Raw genomic sequence first — 24108 nt, forward strand, 5'->3', positions numbered from 1 at the left:
GCCTTCGCTCAGACCAGCGGGCGGAGCGAGATGACCTCGTCCCGTCCCGGCCCGACGCCGACGCCGGCGACCGGGGCACCGATCAGCTCCTCCAGTCGGCGGACGTACGCCTGCGCCGCCTTCGGCAGGTCGTCGAAGCTCCGGCAGCCGGAGATGTCCTCCCACCAGCCGTCGAGGTACTCGAAGATCGGCCGGGCGTGGTGGAAGTCGGTCTGCGTCATCGGCATCTCGTCGTGTCGTACCCCGTCCACGTCGTACGACACACACACCGGCACCCGCTCGAAGCCGGACAGGACGTCCAGCTTGGTGATGAAGTAGTCGGTGAAGCCGTTGACCCGGGTGGAGTAGCGCGCGATCACCGCGTCGAACCACCCGCAGCGGCGGGGCCGGCCGGTGGTGACGCCGTACTCACCGCCCACCTTGCGCAGGTGCTCGCCGTCGGCGTCGTGCAGCTCGGTCGGGAACGGGCCCGCGCCGACCCGCGTCGTGTAGGCCTTGAGCACGCCGACCACCCGGTCGATCCGGGTCGGGCCGACACCGGCGCCGATGCACGCGCCGCCCGCCGTCGGGTTGGAGGACGTGACGAACGGATAGGTGCCGTGGTCGACGTCCAGCATCGTCGCCTGTGCGCCCTCCAGCAGCACGACCTTGCCCTCGTCGAGCGCCTTGTTGAGCACCGCCGAAGTGTCGGTCACCTTGGGCCGCAGCGCGTCGGCGTACCGCAGGAACCCGTCCACGATCTCGTCCACCGTGATGGCCCGGCGGTTGTAGACCTTCACCAGCAGGTGGTTCTTCTGCTCCAGCGCACCCTCCACCTTCTGGCGGAGGATGTTGGGGTCGAAGAGGTCCTGCACGCGGACACCGACCCGGTTGACCTTGTCGGCGTACGTCGGACCGATGCCGCGGCCGGTGGTGCCGATCTGGTTCTTGCCGAGGAAGCGTTCGGTCACCTTGTCGACCGTCGCGTGGTACGGCGCGATCAGGTGGGCATTGGCCGAGATCAGCAGCCGCTCGCAGCTCACGCCGCGCGACTCCAGCATGGCGATCTCGTCCAGCAGCACGGCCGGGTCGACGACGACGCCGTTGCCGATCATCGGCACGCAGTCGGGCGTGATCACGCCGGAGGGCAGCAGGTGGACGGCGTACGACTCGCCGTCGACGACCACGGTGTGGCCGGCGTTGTTGCCGCCCTGGTAGCGGACGCAGTAGTCGACCGAACCGCCGAGCAGGTCGGTGACCTTCCCCTTGCCCTCGTCACCCCACTGGGCGCCGACAAGCACGATCGCGGGCATCAGGTGGTCCTTCCGGTGGCGGTACTTGGGCTCTGCGGACGCTGCGGGTCTTGAACATCGCCGGGCGGGCACGCAGAATCGCAGATCACGGCCCTTGCGCGGGCAAGGGTAGTCGACGCTCGGAGCAGGCCCGGCCAGTAGGGCCGCCGGGCGACACCGGTGACCCGGCGACCGTCTCGTGGATCCGGGTCGTGATCCGCAGGACAGCCTCTCAGGGGCAGTAACGGTAGGGTGCCGGACGTGGAGTCCCTGCTCGTGGTGACCAACCCAGATGGAGACGGTTCGGGCGACCAGGGGATCCCGGACGCGATCAGCGAGGCCATCGACGTCCTGCGCAAGCAGGCAGACGTCCATGTGTGCAGGGTTTCCATGCCGGGGGATCTCGACGGCGCCCTGCACCGCCGCGGCGGCCGCAAGATCGTGGTGGCGGGCGGCGACAGCGACCTGCACACCGTGGTCGGCGCCCTGCACAAGCGCAACGAACTCGACGACGCGGTCCTCGCGATCCTCCCGGACGGTCCGGAATCGGACTTCGCGCGGTCGGCGGGCATTCCCGGCGACCCCGAACGAGCCGCCGAGGTCGTGCTCCACGGGGTGGAACGCCGCTTCGACCTGCTGGAGGACTGCCGCGGCGACATCGTGGTGAGCACCGTCCACCTCGGCGTCAGCGGGCGGTCGCACCGGCCGCGGATCTGGCCGATGCGGTCCGCGGGCGGAGAGGCCGACATCCACGGCACCGACGGCGGCGCCGACGGCGCGGGCCTGGCCGGGATTCCCGTACTGTCCGCGCTGCATGCCCTGCACGACGCGGACCACCCGCGCGCCCGGCCGTTCCACGTACGCATCGAGGCCGACGACCAGGTCGTCACCGACTTCGACCGGCCCGTGATCCAGGTGGCGGTCACCAACTCCGCGTCCTCCGCGTCCTCCACGCCCTCCGCGTCCTCCGCGCCACCGGAGGGAGCAGCCGAGGGCGCCGGCGGGCCGGACCCGGACCGGCCGGCCGCGGATGCCGACCTCGCCGACGGGTATGTGGACGTGGTGGTCAACTTCGCGGTGGATCCGCTCGCCCGGGCCCGCCGGGTGCTGAAGCTCGGCCACGACAACGACGACGACACGGTGACGGTGCGGGCCCGCCGGGTGAGCGTGGCGGGCCAGCGCTTCTGGCTCAACTCCGACGGACAGGACAGCGGCACCGAACGCCGGTGCACCTGGAACGTCGTCCCCCAGCGCCTGCGGGTGATCGTCCCGGCCGGGAGCTGACGGTCCGCCCGTCCCCGCGCCGCCCACCCGACAGCCGGACGACAGCCGGACAACAGCCGGACCCAGACTGCGGAAGGTCACTCATGCAACTGCGTCAACTCGGCGACGTACAGGTCAGCGCCATCGGGCTCGGCGGGATGCCGATGTCCATCGAGGGCCGCCCCGACGAAACCCGCGCCCTCGCCACCATCCACGCCGCCCTGGACGCGGGCGTCACGCTGCTCGACACCGCCGACGCCTACCACCTCCACGCCGACGAGGTGGGTCACAACGAGTCGCTGATCGCGAAAGCACTGCGGACGTACGGCGGCGACACCTCCGGTGTCCTGGTCGCCACCAAGGGCGGCGCCCTGCGCCCCGGCGACGGCTCCTGGACGTTGGACGGCTCGCCCGAACACCTGCGGGAGGCCTGCGAGGCGTCCCTGCGCCGGTTGGGCGTGGACGCGATCGGGCTGTACCAGTTCCACCGGCCGGACCCGAAGGTGCCGTACGCGGAGTCCGTCGGCGCGATCCGCGACCTGCTGGACGCCGGCAAGATCCGGATGGCCGGGATCTCCAACGCCGACCCCGACCAGATCCGGCAGGCACAGGAGATCCTCGGCGGCCGGCTGGCCTCGGTGCAGAACCAGTACTCCCCCGCGTTCGTCAGCAGCCGGCCCGAGCTGGACCTGTGCGACGAGCTCGGCATCGCGTTCCTGCCGTGGAGCCCGCTCGGCGGGATCAGCGGCGCGGCCGAGCTCGGCGGCAAGTTCGCGGCGTTCGCGGAGGTGGCCAGGGAGCACGACGTCAGCCCGCAGCGAGTCTGCCTGGCGTGGATGCTGGCCACCTCTCCGGTGGTGATCCCGATCCCGGGTTCCAGTCGGCCGGAGACCGCCCACGACTCCGCGGCGGCGGCCGACCTGGTGCTCACCGCGGACGAGAAGACCGCGCTCGACGAGGCCGTCGGCGTTTTCTGACCTCGGTGGGTCAGCCCGCGAGGCCGAGTTCCTCGGCGGCGGTGGCGCTCGACTCGGCCAGGAACGTCGAGCAGCGCTCGGCCTCGTCCGCCTCGCCGATCGAACCGGCCGCCTTGGCCAGCGCCGCCAGCGCACGGAGGAAGCCGCGGTTCGGTACGTGTTCCCACGGCACCGGGCCGTGGCCGCGCCACCCGCTTCGCCGCAGCGAGTCCAGGCCGCGGTGGTAGCCGACCCGGGCGTACGCGTAACCCTCCAGGTCGCGACCCTCGGCGAGCGCGTGCTCGGCCAGCATCGCCCAGGCGAGGGAGTACGTCGGGTGGGCGCGGGCAACGTCGGCGGCGTCCGTGCCCTCGTCCAGGGCGGCGCGCGCGGCGGTGTCCTCCGGGAGTTCGGTGGCGGGCGGCTCGCCCAGCAGGTTCATGCTCATGCGCCCATCCTGCCGCCTGCGCGGGTGCGTACCCGCGCCGCCCGGGTCGAGCCCCCAAGCACTTGATCGCGTACGCGATCATGCGCCGGACATGGTCGCGGCGACGCCCCTCGTAGGCCCGGGGTTACCGGGTCGTCCGAAGCGTCGCCGCTGTCCATTAAGTTTCGTGGACCTGACGAAACGCGCGCAATACTCCAACCAGGGAGAGTTCCCGGTAATCGTGGCCGGAAACGGCCGTCGTACCTCTGGGTCGGTAAACGTTGATGAAACCCGGCGGTAAACGTTGCATCCGCGGTGACGAGACGTGACGCGACGGCGACAGAGCGAAGGAGCCAGGACGGTGGACACCGTCCTGGCTCCTCGGGTTCGAACGAAGCGCGCCGCCGGCTGCACCGGCCCGACGGCACGCACACCGGCCGTGCCCCACGAAGGGGCCGGCCCGGCGGCGTCACTTGCCGAGCGTCGTACCGGTCGACCGGAGGTTCTCGCAGGCCTCGACGACCCGCTTGGCCATCGACGCCTCGGCGGTCTTGCCGTAGGCACGCGGGTCGTACGCCTTCTTGTCGCCGACCTCGCCGTCGACCTTCAGCACGCCGTCGTAGTTGCGGAACATGTGGTCGACCACGCCGCGGGTGAAGGCGTACTGCGTGTCGGTGTCGATGTTCATCTTCACCACGCCGAAGTCGAGCGCGGAGCGGATCTCCTCCAGCAGCGAGCCGGAGCCGCCGTGGAAGACCAGGTCGAACGGCTTCTCCTTGCCGTACTTCGCGCCGACCGCCTCCTGGATCTCCTTCAGGATCTCCGGGCGCAACTTGACGTTGCCCGGCTTGTAGACGCCGTGCACGTTGCCGAACGTCAGCGCGGTGATGTAGCGGCCGTTCTCACCCAGGCCGAGTTCCTCGGCGGTGCGCAGACCGTCGCCGACCGTGGTGTAGAGCTTGTCGTCGATCGCGCCGACGATGCCGTCCTCCTCGCCACCGACGACCCCGACCTCGATCTCGAGGATGATCCGGGCGGCGGCCGCCTTCGCGAGCAGGTCCTTGGCGATCTGGAGGTTCTCCTCCAGCGGCACCGCCGAGCCGTCCCACATGTGCGACTGGAACAGCGGCTCCTCACCGCGCTTCACCCGCTCTGCCGACAGCTCCAGCAGCGGCCGGACGAACTTGTCCAGCTTGTCCTTCGGGCAGTGGTCGGTGTGCAGGGCGACGTTGACGGGGTAGCCCTTGGCGACCTCGCGGGCGTACGCGGCGAACGCGGCCGCACCGGTGACCATGTTCTTCACCGTGGAGCCGGACAGGAACTCCGCGCCGCCGGTGGAGACCTGGACGATGCCGTCGCTCTCCGCCTCGGCGAACCCCCGGAGCGCAGCGTTCAGCGTCTGCGACGAGGTGACGTTGATGGCCGGGTAGGCGAACGCGCCCTCCTTGGCGCGGTCGAGCATCTCGGCGTAGGCCTCAGGCGTGGCAACAGGCATGGGCGCTCCTCGAACTGGTCTGTCGGTCCTGCTCACGCCAAGTATCGCCGAGGCGACCGTGCCCGGGCAGGCCACCCTCCCGGCTCAGCGCGTCGCGACCGCCGGACAGGACCTCCGGCACCCCGCGTCAGCGGGCTGGATGCCAGGGCACCCGGCCGGCGTCGCTGGCCCGGGCGAGGTCGATGTGCACCTGGTAACGGTCGCCGCGGTACCACGAGGTGATCTGTTCGACCGGCCGGCCGCCGGCGGTGGAGGTGCGGTCCAGAACCAGCAGCGGCGCGCCGACGGTGACGCCGAGGATCCGGGCGGTCTGCGCGTCGGCCACCTCCGACCGCAGGGCCTGCTTGGCGGCGTCGATCACCACGCCGTACGACCGGGAGAGTACGGCGTACAGGGACTGCGACAGGTCACGGTCGAGCAGGCCGGGCGCCCGGTCCGCGGCGTACCAGCCGTTCTCCAGCGCCATCGGCACACCGTCGGCGATCCGCAGGCGTTCGACGCGGTAGGCGGTCTGCGACGCGGTCAGCCCCAGCGCCCGGCGGACCGGTGCCGGCGGAACGGCCTCGACCGAGCGCAGCACCACGGTCGCCGGCTCGTGGCCGCGGCGGCGCATGTCCTCGGTGAACGACGTGAGCTCCAGCATGGAGTCGACCCGGGGCGCCGCGACGAACGTGCCCTTGCCCCGCACGCGGTAGAGCCGGCCCTCGGTGACCAGCTGGCCGATCGCCTCCCGCACCGTCATCCGGGACACCCGGTGCGCGGCCATCAGGTCGCGCTCGGACGGGATCGGCGCGTCCGGGGCGAGTTCGTCCTCGATCAGCGACTCCAGGATCCGCCGCAGCTGGGTGTGTTTCGGCACCGGACCGTCCGTGACCACCCGGTGACGATCGTCCACCGTCGGCACCTCCCGTCCGGGCCGCCCACCAGGCGTTCTAGGGTCGCTCCGACACCGTGAGCGGCGTCGTCGCAGGCATCGTGCCACGACGGCGTACGCCCACACACGAGCCTCGCTGACGATTTCGGAGTCGCCGCATGACCACCCAGATGGCCCGGGAGATCGCTGAGCAGCCGGACGCGGTTGCCCGGACCCTGGACGGTCTCCGTCCGCTGCGCGGCGAGCTCCACCGCCTCGCCGAGGGCACCCGCCACATTCTGTTCGTCGCCCGCGGCTCGTCCGACAACGCCTGCGTCTACGGCCGCTACCTCGTGGAGACCCACGCCCACCGGATGGCGGGACTGGCCGCGCCGAGCGTGGCCACCCACTACCACGCCGAGGTCGACCTCACCGACGCGCTGGTCGTGTGCGTCTCGCAGTCCGGTGAGACCCGGGAGATCGTGGAGACCCAGGAGTGGGCGGCCGGGCGAGGGGCCCGGACGGTCGCGGTGACCAACGACGGCGAGAGCTCGCTGGCCCGCGGCGCAGACCTCACCCTCGCCACCGACGCCGGCCGCGAGTTCGCCGTACCCGCGACGAAGACCTACACCACCCAGCTCGCCGCGATGGCCGTCCTGGCCACCGCCCTCGCACCCGACCCGACGTCCCTGGACGCCGACCTGGCCCGGGTCCCGGAGCAGATGTCCGCGCTGGTCGAGCGGCGGGAGGGTGTGGACGCGGCGGCGGCCCAGCTCGCGAAGTCGGCCGAGACGCTGGTCTCCGGGCGCGGGCTGCTGTTCGGCACCGCGCTGGAGGTGGCGCTGAAGCTGGAGGAGACCTGCCTGCGTCCGGTCCGCGGACTGTCGTACGCCGACCTGCGGCACGGCCCGATCGCGGTGGTCGACGCCGACGTGGCCGCGATCGTGGTCGCGGCGAAGGACGGGCCGGTGGTGGGCGGGCTCACCGAGGTCGCCGCCGACCTCGGCCGCCGGGGTGCCACCACGATCGGGATCGGCGGCGACGCGGCGTTCGGTGCCGCGTGCGCGCTGTCGGTGCCGGGTCCGGACCTGCCGGAGATGGTGGCGCCGCTGGCCACTGTCGTACCCGGGCAGCTGATGGTGGAGAGCCTGGCCCGCCGGCTCGGCCTGGACCCCGACGCACCGCGCGGGCTGTCCAAGGTCACCCAGACCGACGCGGGCTGACCAGCCCGTCGCTCCCCTACGCCTGGAGCTCGCCGACGGCCCGCGCCCGGATATTCGGTCGCGGGCCGTCGCGTACCCGCACTATGGTCGCGGCCATGTGCGCGTTCGCGTTCTTCGTCCGCCTGCGGTTCGACCACCCCCGCCGACCTCTCGGTGACGGTCTGATCCAGGTGTCCTCGCGCTGACCCGGGCGTTTCCCCTGCGCGGCGCCCGCCTTCTGGCTGACCCAGGCATTCCCGACCTCCCGAGTGCTCTCGGTGGGGCCTTCACGGCTCCCGTTCGTGACCGCACCTCGAGGACGTCATGCCTGCCCGTTCGCCCCGCTCGTCCACCCCTGCCCGCTCGTCCACCCCTGCCCGTCGTCGTCCCGCCCGGCCGGCCACTGTCAACCACCACGGGATCCACCTCCTGCGGTCCGGTACGGCGGTGCGCGGCCTGGTCGAGTCCGCCGGCCTCGGGCCGGACTCCCTGGTCCTGGACCTCGGCGCCGGTCCGGGAACACTCACTGCTCCCCTCGCCCGCACCGGCGCCCGTGTCCTCGCGGTCGAACGCGACCCCGAGTTCCTCGCCCGGCTGGAGCGCAGGTTCGGCGCCCATCCGAAGGTCCGGGTGGTGGCCGGCGACCTGGTGACGGTGCCGTTGCCGCGACGGCCGTTCCAGGTGGTCGCGTCCATCCCGTACGACCTGTCGACCCGGCTGCTGCGCCGGCTGTTGCCGGACGCGACCGGCGGCGCGAGCGGCCTGGCCGCCGCCGACCTGGTGGTCGAGTGGGGGTTCGCCCAGCGGGTCTGCCGCGCGGTACCCCGCGACCTGGAGGCCGCCCGGTGGGGTGCGACGTACGAGTTGCGGGTGGTCCGCCGGGTCCGGGCGGCGGCGTTCACGCCCGCACCGGCGGTGGACTCCGCGCACCTGCGGATCCGGTCCCGCCCCGGGCTGGCCGGCCGGCGCGTTCGGCGGGTGCTGTACGCGATGCTGGCCGAGGCGTTCCGTCGGCCGGACCAACCGGCGCGCACCGCGGTCGCCGAGGTGGCCGTCCGGTCGGTCGCCCGCCGGGTGCTCGGTGACGCGGGCCTGGACCGGGGAGTGCGGGCGGGTGCGGTCCCGGTCGACCGGTGGGCCGACCTCGCGCGGTCGGTGATCGACCTGTCCCGGCGGCGGTGAAACGACGACGTCGCACGGCAGCAGCGACACGGCGCAGCAGTAGTCGCCGTCACCTCACCTGCGCCCCCGGGCCACCGTCGCCGGACCACCCAGCACCGGGCGGGTGTCGACCGTGCCGTCCACGATCCCGTCGGCGAGGTCGGCCAGCCGGATGCGGTTGCGCCTGGCATACCCGCGCAGCTGGGTGAACGCCTCGTCCACCCCGAACCCACCGCGTTCGGCGAGGATGCCCTTGGCCTGCTCGATCACCACTCGGCTGTCCAGCGCCGACCGCAACTGCTGAGCGAGTACGCCGGAGTGCCGCAGCGCCCGCTGGCGAGCGACCGTGGCGGCGGCGACGTCGGCCAGCCCCTGGGCGAGCACCAGCGCGTCGTCGCCGGGCCAGGTGTCGGTTCCGGTCCCGGGCGCGGGCGCGACGCGGTGCAGTGTGACGGCGCCGATCACCTCGCCCGGCAGGCGCAGCGGTACGGCGTACGCACCGGTGTAGCCGGCGCCGAGGGCCAGCGCCGTGAACCGCGGCCACCGGTCCAGGGCCGCCACCAGGTCGGGGGTCCCGACCGCGGTGAACGTCCGGTAGCAGTCCGCGCCCGGGCCGTCCGGCCCGGCCAGCGCGGCGGCCTCCACCTGGGCGACCACGTCGTCGGAGGAGGCGGCGACGCCCAGCGTCCCGTCGGCGTCGGCGAGCAGCACTCCGGCCGCGCCGACGTCCAGCAGTGACATGACACCGCGAACGAGCGACCCGAGCGGGTCGTCGGCCCCGCGGTCGTCCGGCGACCCCGCGAGCGCCACGAACGCCGCGATGAGTTCCCGTTCGGTCACTGTCTGCATCGGGCACACAGTAGACCTGCTCGCCCAGACTGTCGTCACCGGACCGGCCGGACGATCGGGGAGGGATGTCAGGAGGCGAGACGGCGAGGTGACGTCCCGAAACGGCATGGTCACGTTTTGTCCGGCAATCCGGTAACCTCGGGTTCCGGCACCGCTACCGGACCGCTATGGTCATCTCGCGATGGCCGCAGGTGGCCATCCGGCAGCCGCCCAGGTCCCTGGCAGCCGCCCAGGTCCCTGGCAGCGGCCTCTCACTCGCGGCGTCCGACGCGGTCCCGACCCGGAAGCTCGACGCGAAGTCGAGGAAGCACGCCCCAGCCGACCACGCGCCACCGCGCATCGCCGGCGAGCAGCGTTCACAGCCGCCGCGGGCCCGGTACGAGACGCCGGTTCGAGCCGCCCCGCGCCGACCTGACATCCCGCCGAGCACCGTTCCGTACGCCCGGTGCGCCGCGCGGTCGCAGGAGGGGGCGACCGCAGGCCCGCCGAGCCGGCTCACGCCGGTGCTCCCGGCCGGTGGCGAGGGGGACCTCCGCCGGTCCCGGCGCCGGAGCGGATCTCGGAGGCGGATCCGCTCCGGTGCCCACCGACCTTCCCGGGACCGGCCACCCGCCTGTTTCTCCGGCCGGCCCGGGGAGGTCGCCCGCCCTCGGGCTACGGCGTTCGGCGGAGGCCGGCCCGCTGGTCGGCTCGTGTGGTCGGCCGTTCGGCAGAGGTGCCGGCCCGTCCGCGTGACGAGGCTGGACACATGAGCACACGACCGACCGCACCGACGCACGCCTCGCCCCCCGCTCCTGCACCCGCACCGGTCCGCTCCGCGCGCCGGCCGGTCCGGCTGGGGTACGCCGCCACCGCCTGGTCCGCCCTCTACGCAGGCCTCGGCCTCTTCTGGACCGCAGGCGGACCCGGCTTCCCGTTCGGGCCCGGCCACGATCCGGTGCCGATCGAATCCGCCCTCGGCTCGGTACCTGCCGCCGTCGCCGCACCCGCCCTCGCCACCTTCGGGGCTCTCGGCGCTGTCCTCGGCCTGGCGGCCACCCGCGCCCTGGCGGCCGGTCGCACCCTCGGGCTGGCCGCGCCGGTGTTCGCCGGGTATGCCGCGGTCAGTGCGCTGGCCCTGCTGGTGGTCGTCCCGGACCGGCGGGTGCTGATGCTGGTGGCGTACGCGCCGATCCTCGCCGGGGTCGGCCTCTGCGTCCTGGTCACCGGTTCCTCGATGCCGCACCTCGGCGACCCGGGGCTGTGGACGGTCACCAACCAGGCGGTGTTCGTGCTCGGTGGCCTTGCCTGGGCCGGTCTGGCGGTGGCGACCATGCGCCGGCATCGCGCCGCCTGCCTGGACTGCGGCCGTGCGCCCGGACGGGTCTCGCGCTGGACCACACCCGCGGCCGCGGCGAGGTGGGGACGCTGGGCGGTCGGGGTGGCCGTGGCCGTACCCCTCGGCTATGCCGCGACCCGGTGGGCGTGGGCACTCGGCCTGCCGCTCGGCATCGACGCGGAGTTCTACCGGGAGGGCAAGGAGGACGGACTGTGGATGGCCGGCGCCGCCCTCGGCTCCCTCGGAATCCTCGGCGCGGTCCTCACCCTGGGACTGGTCCAGCGCTGGGGCGAGACCTATCCGCGCTGGGTGTGGTTCCGGGCCGGGAGGACCGTGCCGCCGAAGGTCGCGGTGGTCCCGGCCACGCTGGTGTCGGTCATCGTCACCTCGGCCGGACTGGAGTACTGGCGGTTGATCCGGACGCCGGTGTTCGCCGACCAGTGGTGGGCCACCATGGGGCCGGAACTGCTGTGGCCGCTGTGGGGTGCCGGGCTCGCGGCCGCCACCCTGGCGTACCACCTGCGCCGGCGTGGAACCTGCCGGACCTGCGGGCAGGGCTGATCGACGGCCTCGGCGCGCGCCGGTCCGGTCCGCTCCGGCTACGGTAGGCGCGCGGGGTCCCCGATCCGGAGGTGGCGAGTTGTCCGAACGCAGGCCGGTCGAGTGCTGGCTCGCCGACATGGACGGCGTGCTCGTCCACGAGGGTCATCCCGTTCCCGGCGCCCCGGAGTTCGTTTCCCGGCTACGCGAGTCGGGCAAACGGTTCCTCGTCCTCACCAACAACTCGATCTACACCGCGCGCGACCTGAGCGCCCGGCTGCAGGCGGTTGGACTCGACGTCAGCGAGGACCTGATCTGGACGTCCGCGCTGGCGACCGCGACCTTCCTCGCCGACCAGGCGCCGGGCGGCAGCGCCTTCGTGATCGGCGAGGCGGGGCTGATCACCGCCCTGCACGGCATGGGGTACGTCCTCACCGACCGCAACCCCGACTACGTCGTCCTCGGCGAAACCCGCACGTACAGCTTCTCCACCATCACCACCGCCATCCGCCTCGTCGAGCGCGGCGCGCGGTTCCTGGCCACCAACCCCGACACGGTCGGTCCCTCGCCGGAGGGTCCGCTGCCGGCGACCGGAGCCGTGGCCGCGCTCATCACCAAGGCGACCGGCGTCGAGCCGTACTTCGTCGGCAAGCCGAACCCGCTGATGATGCGCAGTGCCCTCAACCGCATCGAGGCGCACTCGGAGAGCACCGCGATGGTGGGCGACCGGATGGACACCGACGTCATCTCCGGCATCGAAGCCGGTCTGCGCACCGTGCTGGTGCTGTCCGGCGTCACCCGGCGTGAGGACATCGAGCGCTATCCCTACCGCCCGTCGCTGGTGGTCGACTCCATCGCCGACCTGGTGGACGGGATCTGACCTGTCGGCCCGGTCGGGCCTGACGGCGGGTCGGGCCTGACGGCGGGTCGGGCCTGACGGCGGGTCGGGCCTGACGGCGGGTCGGGCCTGACGGCGATCAGGCCTGGTCGGCGACGGCGCCCGCGCCGGTGTGCTGGCCGTAGCGGTGCCGGCGTACCCACGCGTGCATCGCCACCGCCGCGGCCGCACCCGCGTTGACCGAACGGGTCGAGCCGTACTGCGCGATGGAGAGGACGTCGGTGCACGCCTGCCGGGCTGCCTCGGACAGGCCCGGGCCCTCCTGCCCGAACAGCAGGACGCACGCCCGGGGCAGGTCGTACGTCTCCAGCTCGACGGCACCGGGCAGGTTGTCCACGCCGAGGAGCGGCAGGCCGTGCTCGGCTGCCCACGCCGCCAGCGCCGGGACGTCGGGATGGTGCCGTACGTGCTGGTACCGGTCGGTCACCATCGCGCCGCGGCGGTTCCAACGTCGCCGGCCCACCACGTGCACCTCGCGGGCGAGGAACGCGTTCGCGGTACGCACGACCGAGCCGATGTTCAGGTCGTGCTGCCAGTTCTCCACCGCGACGTGGAAGTCGTGCCGGTGCTGGTCCAGGTCGGCCACCACCGCCTCCCGGCGCCAGTAGCGGTAGCGGTCGACCACGTTTCGCCGGTCGCCGTGCCGCAGCAGCTCCGGGTCGTAGCGCGGGTCGTCGGGCCACGGCCCCACCCAGGGGCCCACGCCGACCTGCGGGCCGGGGAGGTCGGGCTCCTCGGGCTGAGGTTCGTCGGACCCGCCGGGCTGCCCGGGATCTTCACGGAGTCGCACCGCACCATCTTCGACGGACGCCGCGGGCACCGGCCCGCGACCCCCGCCTCGGCGATTCCGGCCGGGGTCCGGCCTTCTCCGGCCGCGCGTACCGGACCGGAGGGGCATCCGTGCGCATTCCGGGCGGGCCCACCGAATCATCCTCGGTACCAGATCGGACGGCGCCGAGAGGTTCCGGGGTTGGCCAGCTAGGCTCGCTGAGTGCCACCCACGACGACACTCGCGCTCCTTCCCTCCTGGCTCGACGCGCAGCAGATCCTGCACACGCTCGGCCCCTACGCACTGGTCGGGGTGCTGCTCATCATCTTCGCCGAGTGCGGGCTGCTCGTCGGCTTCTTCCTCCCGGGCGACTCGCTGCTGTTCACCGCCGGCCTGCTGGTGGCGACGGGCTCGATCGGCGCTCCGCTGTGGCTGGTGTGCGTCCTCGTCGCCATCGCCGCGACGGTCGGCAACCTGGTCGGCTACGGCATCGGCTTCCGAGCCGGGCCGAGGGTGTTCGGACGGCCGGACTCGCGGCTGTTCAAGCGGGAGTACGTCGACAAGACGCAGGACTTCTTCGACAAGTACGGTGCCCGCGCCATCGTGCTGGCCCGGTTCGTACCCATCGTCCGGACCTTCATCACCGTGACCGCCGGCGTGGCGAAGATGGACTTCCGCCGCTACGCCACCTACACCTCGGTCGGTGCGGTCATCTGGGGCGCCGGGGTCACCGTCCTCGGCTTCTTCCTGGGCCGGATCGAGGTGATCCGGTCCAACATCGAGCTGATGCTGGTCGCGGTCGTTCTCGTCTCGGTCGTCCCGATCGGCCTGGAGTTCCTACGGATGCGTGCGGCCCATCGAAGCCGGCAACCGGCGACGCCGACGCCGGAGGCGGAGCCCGAAACGCCGCAGGCCGACCGGCACAGCTGACGGCACACCTGACGACACACCCGACCGGTCCGGGGCCGCGGCTCATGTCCGCGGCTCCTGCCTACTGGTCGCCGGGCGGCGTCTGGGACGGCGTGCCCAGCGCACCGAAGTCGATCGCCGGCGCGGCGCGCACCTGCGCCTCCTCGACCTCGAAGTACTCCGCCTCCTCGAAGCCGCAGCGGGCGGCCAGCAGGCTGGAGGGGAAGGCCTCGACGCGGGTGTTGTACGCCCGTACGTTCGCGTTGTAGAAGCGGCGGCCGGCGGCGATCCGGTCCTCGGTCTCGGCCACCTGCCGCTGCAGGTCCAGGAACTCCTCGTTCTCCCGGAGGGCCGGGTGCCGGTCGGCCACCGCGAACAGCCGCCGCAGCGCCTCCGCGAGGGCCGCCTCCCGCCCGGCCCGTACGGACAGGTCGGCGCCTCCACGCGCCGCCGCCTCGGCCCGCCGGGTGACCTCGGCGAACACCTCCCCGTGGCCGGTGACGTGGGTACGCACCGAGGCGAGCAGGCCGGGCACCAGGTCGTAACGGCGGTGGAGTTCGACGTCCACCTGCCGCCAGGAGTCCTGGACGAGGTTGCGCTGGCTGACGAACCGGTTGTAGGACACCACCCCGCCCGCGACGACCAGCACGACGAGGACGACGGCGGCGGCAATCCAGATCACGAGGACCTCGTTTCAGCGGCGGGCCGGACTCGTCCGGGACAGTAGGGCTAACTACCCCAGGCCGAGGTCGGTGAGTCCGTAGACGTACCGGTAGGGCAGCCCGGCCGCCTCGACCTTCGCCTGCGCACCGGTGCTCCGGTCGGCGAGAACCGCCACCGCGACCACTTCGGCGCCCGCCTCGCGCAGCGCCTGCACCGCGGTGAGCACCGAGGAGCCGGTGGTGGAGGTGTCCTCCACCGCGAGCACCCGCCGGCCGGCCACGTCAGGTCCCTCGATCCGGCGCTGCAGGCCGTGCCGCTTCTCCTCCTTGCGGACGACGAAAGCGTCCAGCCGCCGGCCCTGCGCCGCCGCCGCGTGCAGCATCGCGGTGGCCAGCGGGTCGGCGCCGAGCGTCAGACCGCCCACGGCGTCGAAGTCGAGGTCGCCGGTGAGCTCCAGCATCTGCCGTCCGACCAGCGGCGCGGCAGCACCGTCGAGGGTGATCCGGCGCAGGTCGATGTAGTAGTCGGCGGTCTTCCCCGACGACAACGTGACGGTCTCGCGGACGATCGCCTTGGAGGTGATCTGGTCGAGGAGTTGCGAACGCTCACTGGGCACGGCGGCAAGCTTAGGGCGTGTCCCGCGGCTCGGGCGGCGAGGCCTGTCCCTGCGCAGTAGGCGTCAGCGCCGGCGCATCCGCACGCCGCGGGCGGCGGCTCGCACCAACGGCCGCGGCGCGTATCGTGCGGCACCGGCGACCATCTGGTAGCGGGTCGTCGGCACCACCACCGGGCCGGCCCGGCCCGAGTCCAGGTGGCGCAGGGTGGCCTCGACGACCTCGGGTGGGGTCAGCCACATGAAGTTCGGCAGTCCCCGCACGCGCAGGCCGGACCGCTGGTGGAACTCCGTACGCACGTAGCCCGGGCACACCGCGAACGCGCGCACACCGGTGCCCCTCAGGTCGTTCGCGACCCCCTCGGTGAACGTCGTGACCCAGGCCTTCGCCGCGCCGTAGGTGCCGTACGGCGCGAACCCGGCCACGCTGGAGACGTTGATCACCGCACCGGTACGGCGCGCCAGCATGCCGGGCAGGGCCGCCTTGGTGAGCCGCAGCACCGCGACGACGAGTACGTCGAGAAGGCGTTCCTCGTCGTCGGAGCCGCTGTCCAGGAAGCCTTCGCCCAGTCCGTAACCGGCGTTGTTGACCAGCAGGTCGACCGGCGGCTCGCCGGTGCGCAGGCGTTCCTCGACCGTACGCAGGTCGGCCTTGTCGGCCAGGTCGGCCGGGAGGACCTCGCAGTTCACCCCGAACCGGCCGGAAAGCTCGGTGGCGAGAGATCCGAGCCTGGCCCGGTCGCGGGCCACGAGCACGAGGTCGAAGCCACGACCGGCGAAGGCCTCGGCGTAGGCGCGGCCGAGGCCGGCGGTGGGTCCGGTGACGAGAGCGGTAGGCATGGTCTCCGGACTCAGACGCGCAGGCGCCGGGTCGTGGTGAACCAGGGGCGGGCGGCCGGCAGCCACAGCATCACGGCCGCCGCGGTACCGGTGAGGAGGAGGGCGAGCCCCACGATGGAAAGGCCGGTCAGGACGGTGTTGAAGACGTTCGCGACCGCGAGGACCGTGGCGACGACCCGGGCCCGGGGCTGCCCCTTGCCGTTCATCACCGCCATCAGGATCCACAGCGCCACGGCCAGCACGCCGAACACGACGTACAACGTCAGGCTGGTGTTGACGGTCGCGTCGATCTTGTCGGGGGTGAGCGGCTGCTTCTGCCCGCGGAGCATCTCGCGGGCGTCGTTGGCGAGCCGGTCGCGGGAACCGAACACCGCGATCGCCGACACCGCCGACAGCGCGGCACCGAGATACATGAGGTAGACGGCGAGCTGGACGACGCGGGGACGCTCGGCCGGCCGCGCGGGCGCGTCCTCCTCGCCGCGAGGCCACGCGGGCATCGGTGGCATCCCGGACATGCCGGAGGCCCCGGACCTGCCGGACGTGCCGGAGGTCCCGGACGTGCCGGGCCCGGCCGAGTTCGTCTCGCTCATGCGGACCTCCTGGTCGTGTGTCCTCATCCTCGCCAACGCGGGTACGCCTACCGACTGCCACCATGCCATCGGTGCCGGTCGCGGCGCGCGACCGACCCCGGACGGAGCCCCGCTCGCGCATCCGCCGGATGCGCTGCCGGTGGCCGCTCCAGGCTGAGCGCGGCGGCTTCCGGCAGTAAGGTCGGTCACCGTGACGCACCCACGGATGGCCGCCCGCCTGCAGGGTCTCGGAACGACGATCTTCGCAGAGATGTCGGCGCTCGCGCTGCGAACCTCCTCGATCAACCTCGGCCAGGGCTTCCCCGACACCGACGGCCCGACGCGCATGCTGGACGCCGCGGTCGACGCGATCAGGTCCGGTGACCACAACCAGTACCCGCCGGGCATCGGCATCGCCGCCCTGCGCGAGGCGGTGTCCGCGCACCAGCGCCGCTTCTACGACCTGGAGTACGACCCCGACACCGAGGTGCTCGTCACCGCCGGCGCGACCGAGGCGATCGCGGCCGCGCTCCTGGCCCTGGTCGAGCCCGGCGACGAGGTGGTCGCGCTGGAGCCCTACTACGACTCCTACGCGGCCGGGATCGCGATGGCCGGGGGTCGGCGCGTACCCGTCACGTTGCGGGCGCCGGACTTCCGGCTCGACGTCGACGCGCTGCGCGCCGCGGTCACCTCGCGGACCAAGCTGCTGCTGGTCAACTCACCGCACAACCCGACCGGGACCGTGCTCACCGCGGACGAGCTGGCCGCGATCGCCGAGCTCGCCGTCGAGCGCGACCTGCTGGTGGTGACCGACGAGGTGTACGAGCACCTGTCCTACGACGGCGCGCCGCACATCCCGCTCGCGACGTACCCCGGAATGCGTGAGCGGACCGTGACCATCTCCAGCGCCGGGAAGACGTTCGCCGTCACCGGCTGGAAGATCGGTTGGGTCTGCGCCACGCCGCCCCTGGTGGCCGCGGTGCGCACCGCCAAGCAGTTCCTCACCTACGTCTCCGGCGGGCCGTTCCAGCCGGCGGTCGCCGAGGCGCTGGCGTTCGGTGACGACTACTACGACGGCCTGCGGGCTTCCATGCAGGGGAAGCGCGACCTGCTCAGCGAGGGGCTGTCGTCCCTCGGGCTGGACGTGTTCGTGCCCGGCGGGACCTACTTCGTCACCACCGACGTACGCCCGCTCGGCTACGACGACGGCGTGGAGTTCTGCCGAATGCTGCCCGAACGCTGCGGCGTGGTCGCCATCCCGCACGAGGTGTTCTACGACGACAAGCAGGCCGGGCGGCCCCTGGTGCGCTGGGCGTTCTGCAAGCGGGACGAGGTGTTGTCGGAGGCGGTGGAGCGGCTGCGGTCCGGCCTGCGTGGCGGTCCGCGCTAGGGATCCTCGGCGGCCGGGCCGACGGGCTCCCTCGGGCCGTCGGCGTACAGCCGGGTGACCTCGGCGGCACTGCGCACCATCAGGTCCCGCAGCTCCGGTGGTTCCAGCACCTCGAGGTCCGGGCCGAACCGGAAGAACTCCATCCGCGCGTGGGTGGGCGTCTCGATCGGCAGCGTCGCGCGCACCCACCCGTACTCGTCCGGCGGCCCGGCGGTCTCACGCAGCGCCCGGGCCGCGTGCGGGCCGAGGTAGTACGGCACCAGGTCGCGGGCCAGCGGTGACAGCCGGACCACGGCCTCGGAACGGAACAGCCGGGCGCGGTAGTCCTCGGCCCAGGCCGCCCAGTAGGCGGCGAGGTCGAAGTCGGCGGCGCGTTCGAAGCGGTCCGGCCGCAGGGTGAGCGCGCGGATCCGGCCGACCCGGTAGCTGCGGAAGGCGCCGTCGACGCGGGCCGCGACGTACCAGACTCCGGTCTTGAGGACCAGGCCGTACGGCTCCAGCGCGCGGGTCACCTCGTCCCGGCCCCACGGCTCGTAGCGCGCCTCGACCAGCTGCTGGTTCCACACCGCCTCGGCCAGCGCCGCCAGGTGCTCGGGCCGTTCCACCTCGCGGAACCAGTTCGGCGCGTCCAGGTGGAACCGCTCCCGGATCCGGCCGGCGCGCGAGCGCAGCTCCGGCGGCAGCGCGGCCAGCAGCTTCACCTGCGCGGCCGCGAGCACCGAGCCGAGGCCGAGCTCTGCCGCCGCGTCGTCCGGGATGCCGGCGAACAGCGACTCCGCCTCGTCGCCGGTCAGCCCGGTGAGCTTCGTCCGGAACCCGCCGAGCAGCTGGTAGCCGCCGGCCGGGCCGCGGTCGGCGTAGACCGGGACGCCGGCGGCCGACAGCGACTCGACGTCGCGGTAGACGGTGCGGACCGACACCTCCAGCTCCCGGGCCAGCTCGGGCGCGGTCATCCGGCCGCGGGTCTGGAGCAGGAGCAGCAGGGACAGCAGTCGACTGGCGCGCACCTCCGCTCCTTCCATCCCTCGAGTCCTGGGCTCGGGCGCTTCGTACTCCGGTCCGGTCCCCGGGGCGTTCGTTGGAATGTTCTCGTACGTACCTGACAGTACGTGGCAGGTATCCCGGCAAGGGTTGGCCACGTGCCCGGCGATGGGCATGAGCATCAACGACGAACCAGGGAGAACCCACCCATGTCAGCCTCTTCGAACGCTCCGGCGCCCAGCACCCCGAGCGCGACCACCGTTACCGCGAGCGCGGCCGGCGACCGGCGCGCCGGCACCGAGCCGGGCGGCACGTTCGCCTCCACGGCGTGGGAGGAGACCCGGCCCGAGCCGGACGAGGAGTCTCCGCGGGTGGCGCACGCGTACACCACCAACACCTTCACCGGCGCGATCGACGGCACCGGCACAGCTCACCACGTGATGTTCTACGGGCCGGGTGAGGGGCAGTGGGGCGCCGGCCGCTACCACGGCTACGAGAAGGTGACCGGCACCGTCGGCGGGCGTACGGGCAGCTTCGTCCTCGCCCACGACGGCGCGTTCGCCGGCACGACGGTACGCGCCGACTGGACCGTCGTGCCCGGGTCGGCCACCGGCGAACTCGCCGGTCTGCGCGGCCGGGGAAGCTTCGTCGCCGAGCAGGGTGTCGGTGCCGTGGTGTACACATTCGACCACACGTTCGACGAACGGCAGCACTGAAACCGACAGCCAGACCGCCGGAGCAAAGGAGCCCCGCGATGAGTGACACCGTCCGGCCCGAGCCGGAAGCGCAGCACGATCCCGCCGGCGAACAGCCCGCCGGCCAGTCCACCGCCGAGTTGTACGACGCCTGCATGGCCCGGACCGCGGCCCTGCTTCGCGACGCCGACCCGAGCACGCCCGTCGACGCCTGCCCGGGCTGGACCGTCGAGGCGCTGGCCGCGCACCTTGCGGGGGCGCTGGCCGACTTTCTTGCCCGGCGGTTCGACGTGGCCGACGGCGACGACTTCGGGGAGCGGACCGTGCGCGAACGCCAGGGGCAGGCCGTGGCCGAGTCGCTCGCGGAGTGGGAGCGGCACCGGGCGCGCGCCGGCGACCTGCTCGCCTCGCCGATGGGTGGTGTTCTCGTCGCGGAGGTCGTCTCCCACGAACAGGACCTGCGGTGCGCCCTCGGGCGACCCGGTGCGCGTTCGGACCAGAGTGTGCGGGCCGGCCTGGACAGGCCGCTGGACCAGATCGACCAGCGGCTGCGCCAGTCGGGCGGGCCGGCCTTCCGGCTGGTGATCGGCGACGAGGAGCAACGGATCATCGGTGAGGGCGAGCCGGTCGCCACGCTGCGGGCGTCGGCGTACGACCTGCTCCGCACGATCGGTGGCCGGCGCACCCGCGACCAGGTGCGCGCCATGGACTGGGACGGTGACCCCGAGCCGGTGCTGGACTCGCTGGCACTGTTCGGGAGCTACCGCGACACTCCGTTGCGGGGCGAGTAGTCCGGCCCGGGCCGGGCGAGTCGAAGTCCGGGACACCGGAGAAGGAGTGGAGTCATGGCGCTCGAGTTCGGGCGGCAGCAGGTGCTGGCGTACCGCGCCGCCGCGCAGGGTCTGGACCGGTCCACCGACGATCCGGCCAAGCTGGGAGTCCTCGACCTCGGCGTGCAGCACAGCGCCGCGCACACCGCCCGGCTGGCCCTCGGCGCCCGGCTTCCCCGGCTGCCGGAGGGGGACGCCGACCCGTTCGCCGACGGAGGTGCATACGCGATGCTGTGGTCGGTACGGGGAGCGCCTCACCTGCACCGGCGCGGCGACCTCACCCACCTGGCCCGGGCGCTGTGGCCCCGCAGTGAGGCCGACGCGCACTCCAGGCTCGCCGCCGAACGCAAACCGCTCAAGGAGGCGGGCATCGGCGCACTGGAGGCGTTCGCCACGGCGGCCAGGGCGCTGCGGACGGTGGTGACCAGGCCGATGCCCAAGGGCGAGGTGAGCGCCGCGGTCACGCGGAAGCTGCCGGACGCGTACGCCTACGACTGCCGGACCTGCAAGGCACGCCACGTCTACGGCGGGCTGCTGCAGCAGGTCGGCCTGCCCGCCGGCGTACGCCAGGAGTTCGACACCTCCCCGCCGGTGCTGGCGCCGCTGGAGAAGCGGCCCGCGGTGCCCACCAAGCCGGCCGGGACCGCCGACCTCGTCCTCGCCTACCTCCGGCTGCACGGCCCCGCGACGGCCGGCGACGCGGCGAGCTACTTCGGCACCTCGCAGGCGGAGCTTCGGCACAGCTGGCCGGACGGGCTGGTCGAGGTTCGTGCCGACGGCCGGAAGTGCTGGCTGCCGGAGGAGGACCTCGCCGCGCTGCGCGGGGCGCCCGTGCCCGACCACGTGCGCCTGCTGCCGCCGCTGGACCCGTTCCTGCAGTCGCGCGACCGCGACCTGCTGGTTCCCGACCCGGCGCGGCAGAAGGAGGTCTGGAAGATCCTCGGCAACCCCGGTGTCCTGCTGGTCCGCGGCGACGTCGCCGGGGTGTGGCGGGCTAAGGCCGCGGGCCGGAAAGGGCTGGCGGTGACAGTGCGGGAGTTCGGCCGGATCAGCAAGGCCGAGCGGGCGCTGGTCACGGAGGAGGCCGACCGGATGGCCGGTGTCCGCGGACTCACGGAGGCTGCCGTGACGTACGAATCCTGACAAATCCGCCGGCGGCCGGGAGCCGCCGGCGGACCGGGAATACCCGCACGGCGCTGAACGCTGAAGCAGATCAGTTGAAAGTTGAACGATCTAGGGAGGCGGCAGCCGTGCAGTTCGGCATCTTCACCGTCGGCGACGTGACCGTGGACCCCACCACCGGCCGGGCACCGACCGAGCACGAGCGGATCAAGGCGATGACCGCAATCGCGCTCAAGGCCGAGGAGGTCGGGCTCGACGTCTTCGCCACCGGCGAGCACCACAACCCGCCGTTCGTGCCGTCCTCCCCCACCACGATGCTCGGCTGGATCGCCGCCCGTACGCAGAAGCTCATCCTGTCCACGTCGACCACGCTGATCACCACGAACGACCCGGTGAAGATCGCCGAGGACTTCGCGATGCTGCAGCACCTGGCCGACGGGCGGGTGGACCTCATGCTCGGCCGCGGCAACACCGGCCCGGTCTACCCGTGGTTCGGGCAGGACATCCGGCAGGGCATCCCGCTGGCGGTGGAGAACTACGCGTTGCTGCACCGCCTGTGGCGGGAGGATGTCGTGGACTGGGAGGGGCGGTTCCGCACGCCGCTGCAGGGCTTCACCTCCACCCCGCGACCGCTGGACGGCGTGCCGCCGTTCGTCTGGCACGGGTCCATCCGCAGCCCGGAGATCGCGGAGCAGGCCGCCTACTACGGGGACGGCTTCTTCGCCAACAACATCTTCTGGCCGAAGGACCACTTCCGCCGGCTCATCAACCTGTACCGCACGCGCTACGCCCACTACGGCCACGGCACGCCGGAACAGGCGATCGTCGGCCTCGGCGGGCAGGTGTTCATGCGGGCCAACTCCCAGGACGCGGTCCGTGAGTTCCGGCCGTACTTCGACAACGCCCCTGTCTACGGGCACGGGCCGTCGCTGGAGGACTTCACCCGGGAGACCCCGCTGACGGTCGGCAGCCCGCAGCAGGTCATCGAGAAGACGCTGACCTTCCGCGAGACGTTCGGCGACTACCAGCGGCAGTTGTTCCTGATGGACCACGCCGGATTGCCACTGAAGACGGTGCTGGAACAGCTCGACCTGCTCGGCGAACAGGTCGTGCCGGTGCTGCGGGAGGAGTTCGCCAAGGGCCGCCCGGCCGGCGTACCGGAGGCTCCCACGCACGCGTCCCTGCTGGCGCGCCGCGCCGGGAGCGGTGAGTCCGACGGGTCCGCCGAGAACACCGAGCGCAACAAGAACACCGAGAACGCCCAGAGCGTGAGGAGTTGATCCCGTGAACGCGCGTACGCCGCTACGGCTCACGGTCGTTTCGGCCGGGCTGGGCGTCCCCTCGTCCACCCGGCTGCTGGCCGACCGCCTCACCGACGCGACCCGGCGGGCACTGGCCGGCCGGGGGCGGGACGTGGAGGTCACGGTGGTCGAACTCCGCGACCTGGCCACCGACGTCGCCAACAACCTGGTGGCCGGCTTCCCCTCGCGGCGGCTGGCCGACGCTCTCGCGTCGGTGTCGGAGGCGGACGGCCTGATCGCCGTCACCCCGGTGTTCTCCGCCTCCTACAGTGGGTTGTTCAAGTCGTTCTTCGACGTTCTCGACAACGACGCGTTGACAGGTACGCCGGTGCTTGCCGCCGCGACCGGTGGAACGGCGCGGCACTCACTTGCCCTGGAGCACGCGCTGCGGCCGCTGTTCGCGTACCTGCGTGCGGTCGTCGTACCCACCGCGGTGTACGCGGCCGCGGAGGACTGGGGCGGGCGCGGCGACTCGATGACCGAGGGACTGCCCATCCGGATCGAGCGCGCCGCGGGCGAACTCGCCGACCTGCTGGCCGGCCGAACGCAGGGCGACGTACGTGCCGCAGACGACGGACAGGTGAACGGCACGCCCCGCGCCACGGAAGAGACCGTCGTTCCGTTCGAGCAGTACCTGGCCGCACTGAGACCCGACTAGAAGCGTCACCCCAGGCCCTACCCCAGTCACCTGCCACTCGAGCACTTCGGAGGGACCGCGATGACCGAGAGGTTCAACACCTTCCGCCCCGACGGCGAGGCCACGGCCGACCGCTGGGCCGGGGCGCTCCACCTCTTCGACCGGACTGACCAGGCCGGCCGGGCCGACCCCACTGAGGAGACGCCCGCGGACCGGTGGGAACGCGCAGGCCTGATGTTCGAGGAGCGCCGCTACATCGAGGCCGCGCGCCTGCTGGCCGGGCTCGTCGAGGAGTTCCCCCGTCACACCGCGGCCCGGCTCCTGCTCGCTCGTGCGTACTACCACTCGGCTCAGCTGAACCGGGCCGAGAAGCAACTGCGCACACTGATCGAGCACGACCCGGTGGAGCCGTACGCACACCTGTTGCTGGGCAGGGTTCTGGAGCGTCAGAACCGCCCCGATGAGGCCCGGACCTGGCTGCGCAGAGCGGACGCGTTCACCGCCGACGCATAGCCGCGTGCTCGACGCGCGACGAACTGCCGCCCTGTGGACCAGG

At 72.6% G+C, this 24108-nt stretch carries 25 protein-coding genes; 14 read left to right on the top strand and 11 right to left on the bottom strand.

Annotated features, from left to right (window positions below; translation table 11 throughout):
- Nucleotides 1-8: 8 nt before the first annotated feature.
- On the bottom strand, nt 9-1292 hold the full coding sequence (locus tag BLU27_RS02575) for an adenylosuccinate synthase (RefSeq protein WP_092650197.1): 1284 nt from the start codon (nt 1290-1292) through the stop codon (nt 9-11).
- A 240-nt stretch (nt 1293-1532) separates the two neighbouring features.
- On the opposite strand from BLU27_RS02575, the gene BLU27_RS02580 reads away from it, so the two are divergent.
- Together BLU27_RS02580 and BLU27_RS02585 are read left to right on the top strand one after the other, a co-directional pair.
- Complete coding sequence (locus BLU27_RS02580; RefSeq protein ID WP_157728167.1) at nt 1533-2555, top strand: diacylglycerol/lipid kinase family protein; 1023 nt, start codon at nt 1533-1535, stop codon at nt 2553-2555.
- A gap of 83 nt (nt 2556-2638) precedes the next feature.
- On the top strand, nt 2639-3511 hold the full coding sequence (locus BLU27_RS02585; RefSeq protein ID WP_092650201.1) for an aldo/keto reductase: 873 nt from the start codon (nt 2639-2641) through the stop codon (nt 3509-3511).
- Nucleotides 3512-3521: 10 nt separating this feature from the next.
- On the opposite strand, the gene BLU27_RS02590 is transcribed toward BLU27_RS02585, so the two are convergent.
- The 3 genes from BLU27_RS02590 to BLU27_RS02600 form a co-directional block, all read right to left on the bottom strand.
- Entirely contained in the window at nt 3522-3938 is a 417-nt protein-coding gene (locus BLU27_RS02590) for a DUF3151 domain-containing protein (protein ID WP_092650203.1), read from the bottom strand.
- A gap of 448 nt (nt 3939-4386) precedes the next feature.
- Nucleotides 4387-5412, bottom strand: a complete 1026-nt coding sequence (fbaA, locus tag BLU27_RS02595; RefSeq protein ID WP_092650205.1) for a class II fructose-bisphosphate aldolase — start codon at nt 5410-5412, stop codon at nt 4387-4389.
- Between the two features lie 127 nt (nt 5413-5539).
- Nucleotides 5540-6307 (bottom strand): GntR family transcriptional regulator, encoded by a 768-nt coding sequence (locus tag BLU27_RS02600; protein WP_092650207.1) that lies wholly within the window; start codon nt 6305-6307, stop codon nt 5540-5542.
- A gap of 137 nt (nt 6308-6444) precedes the next feature.
- Here BLU27_RS02600 and BLU27_RS02605 point away from each other — a divergent pair, with 137 nt between their 5' ends.
- Entirely contained in the window at nt 6445-7488 is a 1044-nt protein-coding gene (locus tag BLU27_RS02605) for an SIS domain-containing protein (protein WP_092650209.1), read from the top strand.
- 303 nt (nt 7489-7791) lie between these two features.
- A complete protein-coding gene (locus BLU27_RS02610; protein ID WP_092650210.1) occupies nt 7792-8649 on the top strand; it encodes an rRNA adenine N-6-methyltransferase family protein in 858 nt (285 codons plus the stop codon).
- Nucleotides 8650-8703: 54 nt separating this feature from the next.
- Here the strand turns inward: BLU27_RS02610 and BLU27_RS02615 are convergent, their stop codons facing one another.
- Nucleotides 8704-9477 carry a GAF and ANTAR domain-containing protein gene (locus BLU27_RS02615; RefSeq protein ID WP_092650212.1) on the bottom strand — a complete coding sequence of 258 codons (774 nt, stop codon included), beginning with the start codon at nt 9475-9477 and terminating at the stop codon, nt 8704-8706.
- Nucleotides 9478-10225: 748 nt separating this feature from the next.
- On the opposite strand from BLU27_RS02615, the gene BLU27_RS02625 reads away from it, so the two are divergent.
- Both BLU27_RS02625 and BLU27_RS02630 read left to right on the top strand, forming a co-directional pair.
- The gene (locus BLU27_RS02625) at nt 10226-11356 is read left to right on the top strand and encodes a hypothetical protein (protein WP_092650216.1); all 1131 of its coding nucleotides are present in this window, start codon (nt 10226-10228) and stop codon (nt 11354-11356) included.
- 118 nt (nt 11357-11474) lie between these two features.
- Entirely contained in the window at nt 11475-12215 is a 741-nt protein-coding gene (locus BLU27_RS02630) for an HAD-IIA family hydrolase (RefSeq protein WP_172805065.1), read from the top strand.
- Nucleotides 12216-12312: 97 nt separating this feature from the next.
- Here BLU27_RS02630 and BLU27_RS02635 read toward each other — a convergent pair whose 3' ends face one another.
- A complete protein-coding gene (locus BLU27_RS02635; RefSeq protein ID WP_241827980.1) occupies nt 12313-12936 on the bottom strand; it encodes a TrmH family RNA methyltransferase in 624 nt (207 codons plus the stop codon).
- 288 nt (nt 12937-13224) lie between these two features.
- Here BLU27_RS02635 and BLU27_RS02640 point away from each other — a divergent pair, with 288 nt between their 5' ends.
- Nucleotides 13225-13932, top strand: a complete 708-nt coding sequence (locus BLU27_RS02640) for a DedA family protein (protein ID WP_092650222.1) — start codon at nt 13225-13227, stop codon at nt 13930-13932.
- Nucleotides 13933-13993: 61 nt separating this feature from the next.
- Here the strand turns inward: BLU27_RS02640 and BLU27_RS02645 are convergent, their stop codons facing one another.
- The 4 genes from BLU27_RS02645 to BLU27_RS02660 form a co-directional block, all read right to left on the bottom strand.
- Nucleotides 13994-14593 (bottom strand): LemA family protein, encoded by a 600-nt coding sequence (locus BLU27_RS02645; protein WP_092650224.1) that lies wholly within the window; start codon nt 14591-14593, stop codon nt 13994-13996.
- 51 nt (nt 14594-14644) lie between these two features.
- Nucleotides 14645-15190 (bottom strand): orotate phosphoribosyltransferase, encoded by a 546-nt coding sequence (gene pyrE / locus BLU27_RS02650; RefSeq protein ID WP_092650226.1) that lies wholly within the window; start codon nt 15188-15190, stop codon nt 14645-14647.
- A gap of 63 nt (nt 15191-15253) precedes the next feature.
- Nucleotides 15254-16027: an SDR family NAD(P)-dependent oxidoreductase gene (locus tag BLU27_RS02655; protein WP_092650228.1), complete on the bottom strand. Its 774-nt coding sequence runs from the start codon at nt 16025-16027 to the stop codon at nt 15254-15256.
- An 11-nt stretch (nt 16028-16038) separates the two neighbouring features.
- On the bottom strand, nt 16039-16617 hold the full coding sequence (locus BLU27_RS02660; RefSeq protein ID WP_157728172.1) for a hypothetical protein: 579 nt from the start codon (nt 16615-16617) through the stop codon (nt 16039-16041).
- 205 nt (nt 16618-16822) lie between these two features.
- Here BLU27_RS02660 and BLU27_RS02670 point away from each other — a divergent pair, with 205 nt between their 5' ends.
- The gene (locus BLU27_RS02670; RefSeq protein ID WP_092650234.1) at nt 16823-17986 is read left to right on the top strand and encodes a pyridoxal phosphate-dependent aminotransferase; all 1164 of its coding nucleotides are present in this window, start codon (nt 16823-16825) and stop codon (nt 17984-17986) included.
- On the opposite strand, the gene BLU27_RS02675 is transcribed toward BLU27_RS02670, so the two are convergent.
- The gene (locus BLU27_RS02675) at nt 17983-18993 is read right to left on the bottom strand and encodes a helix-turn-helix transcriptional regulator (RefSeq protein ID WP_092657072.1); all 1011 of its coding nucleotides are present in this window, start codon (nt 18991-18993) and stop codon (nt 17983-17985) included. The two genes, BLU27_RS02670 and BLU27_RS02675, sit on opposite strands and share 4 nt — an antisense overlap.
- Nucleotides 18994-19176: 183 nt before the next feature.
- On the opposite strand from BLU27_RS02675, the gene BLU27_RS02680 reads away from it, so the two are divergent.
- From BLU27_RS02680 to BLU27_RS02705, 6 genes are all read left to right on the top strand, one after another.
- Nucleotides 19177-19683, top strand: coding sequence for a DUF3224 domain-containing protein (locus BLU27_RS02680; RefSeq protein ID WP_092650236.1), 507 nt, complete (start codon nt 19177-19179; stop codon nt 19681-19683).
- A gap of 38 nt (nt 19684-19721) precedes the next feature.
- A complete protein-coding gene (locus tag BLU27_RS02685) occupies nt 19722-20453 on the top strand; it encodes a maleylpyruvate isomerase family mycothiol-dependent enzyme (RefSeq protein WP_092650238.1) in 732 nt (243 codons plus the stop codon).
- A gap of 54 nt (nt 20454-20507) precedes the next feature.
- Nucleotides 20508-21635, top strand: a complete 1128-nt coding sequence (locus tag BLU27_RS02690; RefSeq protein ID WP_092650240.1) for a winged helix DNA-binding domain-containing protein — start codon at nt 20508-20510, stop codon at nt 21633-21635.
- Between the two features lie 107 nt (nt 21636-21742).
- Nucleotides 21743-22894, top strand: a complete 1152-nt coding sequence (locus BLU27_RS02695; protein WP_092650242.1) for an LLM class flavin-dependent oxidoreductase — start codon at nt 21743-21745, stop codon at nt 22892-22894.
- Nucleotides 22895-22898: 4 nt separating this feature from the next.
- Nucleotides 22899-23573 (top strand): FMN reductase, encoded by a 675-nt coding sequence (locus BLU27_RS02700; protein WP_092650244.1) that lies wholly within the window; start codon nt 22899-22901, stop codon nt 23571-23573.
- A 60-nt stretch (nt 23574-23633) separates the two neighbouring features.
- Nucleotides 23634-24065, top strand: coding sequence for a tetratricopeptide repeat protein (locus BLU27_RS02705; RefSeq protein WP_092650246.1), 432 nt, complete (start codon nt 23634-23636; stop codon nt 24063-24065).
- Nucleotides 24066-24108: the final 43 nt, after the last annotated feature.

The organism is Actinopolymorpha singaporensis (assembly GCF_900104745.1).
Lineage (GTDB): Bacteria > Actinomycetota > Actinomycetes > Propionibacteriales > Actinopolymorphaceae > Actinopolymorpha > Actinopolymorpha singaporensis.

Excerpts from the sequence above, each read along its gene's own strand:
- BLU27_RS02605 (WP_092650209.1), top strand. The coding sequence starts at position 6,445 with ATGACCACCCAGATGGCCCGGGAGATCGCTGAGCAGCCGGACGCGGTT.
- BLU27_RS02625 (WP_092650216.1), top strand. The coding sequence starts at position 10,226 with ATGAGCACACGACCGACCGCACCGACGCACGCCTCGCCCCCCGCTCCT.
- BLU27_RS02660 (WP_157728172.1), bottom strand. The coding sequence starts at position 16,617 with ATGAGCGAGACGAACTCGGCCGGGCCCGGCACGTCCGGGACCTCCGGC.
- BLU27_RS02680 (WP_092650236.1), top strand. The coding sequence starts at position 19,177 with ATGTCAGCCTCTTCGAACGCTCCGGCGCCCAGCACCCCGAGCGCGACC.
- BLU27_RS02615 (WP_092650212.1), bottom strand. The coding sequence starts at position 9,477 with ATGCAGACAGTGACCGAACGGGAACTCATCGCGGCGTTCGTGGCGCTC.
- BLU27_RS02610 (WP_092650210.1), top strand. The coding sequence starts at position 7,792 with ATGCCTGCCCGTTCGCCCCGCTCGTCCACCCCTGCCCGCTCGTCCACC.
- BLU27_RS02655 (WP_092650228.1), bottom strand. The coding sequence starts at position 16,027 with ATGCCTACCGCTCTCGTCACCGGACCCACCGCCGGCCTCGGCCGCGCC.
- BLU27_RS02670 (WP_092650234.1), top strand. The coding sequence starts at position 16,823 with ATGGCCGCCCGCCTGCAGGGTCTCGGAACGACGATCTTCGCAGAGATG.
- BLU27_RS02630 (WP_172805065.1), top strand. The coding sequence starts at position 11,475 with ATGGACGGCGTGCTCGTCCACGAGGGTCATCCCGTTCCCGGCGCCCCG.
- BLU27_RS02690 (WP_092650240.1), top strand. The coding sequence starts at position 20,508 with ATGGCGCTCGAGTTCGGGCGGCAGCAGGTGCTGGCGTACCGCGCCGCC.
- BLU27_RS02575 (WP_092650197.1), bottom strand. The coding sequence starts at position 1,292 with ATGCCCGCGATCGTGCTTGTCGGCGCCCAGTGGGGTGACGAGGGCAAG.
- BLU27_RS02585 (WP_092650201.1), top strand. The coding sequence starts at position 2,639 with ATGCAACTGCGTCAACTCGGCGACGTACAGGTCAGCGCCATCGGGCTC.
- BLU27_RS02705 (WP_092650246.1), top strand. The coding sequence starts at position 23,634 with ATGACCGAGAGGTTCAACACCTTCCGCCCCGACGGCGAGGCCACGGCC.
- fbaA (WP_092650205.1), bottom strand. The coding sequence starts at position 5,412 with ATGCCTGTTGCCACGCCTGAGGCCTACGCCGAGATGCTCGACCGCGCC.
- BLU27_RS02685 (WP_092650238.1), top strand. The coding sequence starts at position 19,722 with ATGAGTGACACCGTCCGGCCCGAGCCGGAAGCGCAGCACGATCCCGCC.
- BLU27_RS02590 (WP_092650203.1), bottom strand. The coding sequence starts at position 3,938 with ATGAGCATGAACCTGCTGGGCGAGCCGCCCGCCACCGAACTCCCGGAG.